2 protein-coding genes are annotated in these 3,135 nt (G+C 55.0%); both read right to left on the bottom strand.

Translation table 11 applies throughout. From position 1 onward, the window contains the following. Positions 1–265 precede the first annotated feature (265 nt). On the bottom strand, positions 266–1,333 hold the full coding sequence (locus HX884_RS25870; protein ID WP_032620605.1) for a DUF968 domain-containing protein: 1,068 nt from the start codon (positions 1,331–1,333) through the stop codon (positions 266–268). Beyond that, the coding region (locus HX884_RS25865; RefSeq protein WP_178329000.1) for a DNA cytosine methyltransferase at positions 1,330–3,135 on the bottom strand (1,806 nt) is incomplete at its 5' end. The genes HX884_RS25865 and HX884_RS25870, both read right to left, overlap by 4 nt.

Genomic DNA, 3,135 nt, shown 5'->3' with positions numbered 1-3,135 from the left:
CTGATCGCCAGATCACGCTATTTAAATTCTGGAATTAGCTGCGGAATGACGGTTCCAACACGAATGCCCTGTTGGTTTACGTGGTGCAGTATCACCACGCACCCCATCACCCCATACACAAAGGAGTGATTTGATCCAGCCAGCCTGAATACCTGTAAGTAATACGGACTTCCCCAGATAGCGCTTATGAGTGGCGTTCGCCACTGTGGTAAAGGCATTAAGATACTTACGACGTTGCTGCGGTGTCATTCTCAACTCCATACACTTACTTATTTACTATTACGCCGACTGCCAGCGCCCAATCCAGAAACCGGAACAGCAGCTGCAGCTGCGAGCCGTGTTTCTTCTCGAACGCCGCTACATCGGCATGAAGCTCGTCGTGACACTCTCTGCACAGAGGGAACACGAAGAGATCGTGGGCCTTGGTGGCGGTACCGCCCATCCCATTTCCGATAATGTGGTGGGGATCGTCTGCAGGTCTTCTGCAACCAGAGCAAGGCTGAGCTTTAACCCACCGGGTGTAGTCCTCGCAGGTCCAACGCCGACGCTTTGGCCTGAGCATAAAAGATTCTGGTGACTCTGGATCCGCACGTAGCGCTAATACCTTCGGATGTTGTTCCTGTGTCTCCTGCTGGTTTGCTCCCGACCTGCATCTTTTAAATGCCCCTGCAGTATTGAGCCTCCCCTGCAGGGCAACGGTTGGCCTGTTGTCTGCGGCAATAATGCTGCTTTCTTTGTAGACGGTAGGGAATGGCTCATACGGTAGCCTCAGCGCCCTGGCAGCCAGACCTTCCGGAATGGCATCTGCCACACCGGCATACACGGCCCACCAGCACAGTTCTGCGACAGAAAGCTCACGATCTTTACCAGCCCGGAGTGACATCAATATCGAATCTACAACCCACTCAATGACATTCTTACGTGCCAGCGCCGATAGTCGCTCTGTAGACTGGTCCCGCAATTCATTATCACAATGCCAGCATAGAAGCATTGCACCGGGCTCAAACTGCATTGTGACCAGTTCAGCATGGTGATAATCGGAGTGTGGCCACTGGCAATGCTGATACCTGCGGCGTAACCATGCCTCCAGAGCAGGCATGCCACCAGCAGCTTTGATAACTCGCTCATCAGTGAAAAAAGACTCGAGGGATTTATCTTCTGCAAGTGGCTGCCGGGCATCAGGCACCCTGCCCGAAGGCAGGTGTGACATTGATTTTGGTTCTGGCTCGATCAGAATGCGCCCCTGGAGAAAGAGGCTCATCAGTTCGCTGCCTGGCTTCAATAAGACAACACCCAGACTGCGAGCGATGTCGGGCTTAAGTAATGCTCTCACGCCACCTCCCGCTGCTCTGAGCACATTTCAGGAAGATTTGCCCGCACCAGCGCCTCAGCAAAAGGCGGAGGTACTGCATTACCGCAACGGGCAACCTGCTTATCTTTTGCATAGCGTTTGCCGCGATAATCCTGATCGATGATGTAACCTGCCGGGAATCCCTGAGCCCGATAAAGCTCATGTGGCTGTAACATTCTCATGCCGATATCGACGATCTGGTATTTCACCCCATCTATCGTTACCAGCCAGTCCTCATCATTTTTTCCACAGTAAGCTTCCAGGAAAGTGCGGACCTCCCCAACATGTTGACCACCAGCTGTTACCGTAGGCATTGGATTATCGAGAGATTGTCCATCACGGCAAGTTCCCCGCAATTTCACAAGGTGAGACGCAACAACCGCATGATGATCAACAGTAGTAACGGAGTGTGCTGGTTCATCCAGGCTCACACCCGGCCCCGTGTAATTGCCGCCATAGTGCTTCGCCAGAAACGCACTGACCGTCGCAAACTTATTACCGCCGGCGGTGACGGTTCCAAGCGGGTTATCCAGCTGGAGGATGCGCGGCTGTTGCCCTGGGCGTTCGCCATAGCCCATCTGGATCAGTGTTGGCGTTACCAGCTGTGATTTACCACCGCCACCAGCAGTAATCGTCGCGCTCGGTTCGTCAGCGCGGTGCCCAACACTGGCACCAAACTGACGGGCGATAACCGGCGCAACAACGCATGCACGGGACTGCTTCAGGATGGTGTGCGCGGGTTTATCCAGCGGGCGCGGCTTTGCCTGGTACTCACTGCCGCCGTTGCCAGCCAGGAACGGAGTGATAGAAGCCTCTACTACGCCGAGGGCATGCCCATTCCCACCCGGGCGCGCCGACGTACCGGCGGTGACGGTTGGGACCGGCTCAGTAACTGGTTGTCCGGTTGCGCCTGTACGGAATTTTGTAAGGTGCGGTACCGCCAGTGCATACCCGTGGGTTTTCGTGATGGTCTGCAGAGGAGCCTTCAAATCCTGCCCACGAAAACAGTCGTAACTACCTTTAGAGGTCGTGTGGTTGCACTTCACAATGAATGGTGATGCACTCTCGATCACGAAGCGCTGGATGCCGCGGGCGATCCTCTTAAGCGTATTTTCCGCCAGTGGCTTTTTGCGGTCGAAGATGGACAGAGCCGGGATATTCCAGTCAATGCACTCCGCAGCGGTACGCCATGGCGCCAGCTTGCCGCTCTGTACCTCCAATGATTTCGGATCACCATGGGTCGCTTCAGGCCACTGAATCTGGCGACCGTCACAGCGCATGACCATGAAGAAACGCTTTCTGATGGTCGGTGCGCCGAAGTCGCAAGCGCGCAGCTCACGATAATCAACCTCATAGCCAAGCCCGGCGATCAGCTGTTGCGCCTGCTGGCCGTGTGGCTCAATGGCAAGGAATTCACAAACTTCAGCCAATGCAGGATGATTCGCCGCGATCCCCGTAGACAGCATGCCGACAAATGCCTCGAACGTTTCACCTGCACGCTCTGGATCCGGGCGTAATTCTTCATCCAGCAGAGGTCCCCATGTCTTAAATTCTTCGACGTTCTCCAGCATCATGACGCGGGGACGTACCGCCAGAGCCCAACGAAGGACTATCCAAGCCAGACCGCGAATTTCTTTCTTAACCGGCTTCGCACCTTTCGCTTTGGAGAAATGACGACAATCAGGGCTAAACCAGGCCAGCCCGACAGGTTTACCGCTGGTGGCTGCGATTGGGTCAACGTCAAACACCGACTCGCAATAATGCAGCGTGTCCGGGTGATTCGT

Source organism: Enterobacter sp. SECR19-1250 (assembly GCF_013391025.1).
Classification (GTDB): domain Bacteria; phylum Pseudomonadota; class Gammaproteobacteria; order Enterobacterales; family Enterobacteriaceae; genus Enterobacter; species Enterobacter cloacae.
This window is presented reverse-complemented; position numbering and strand designations above follow the sequence as displayed.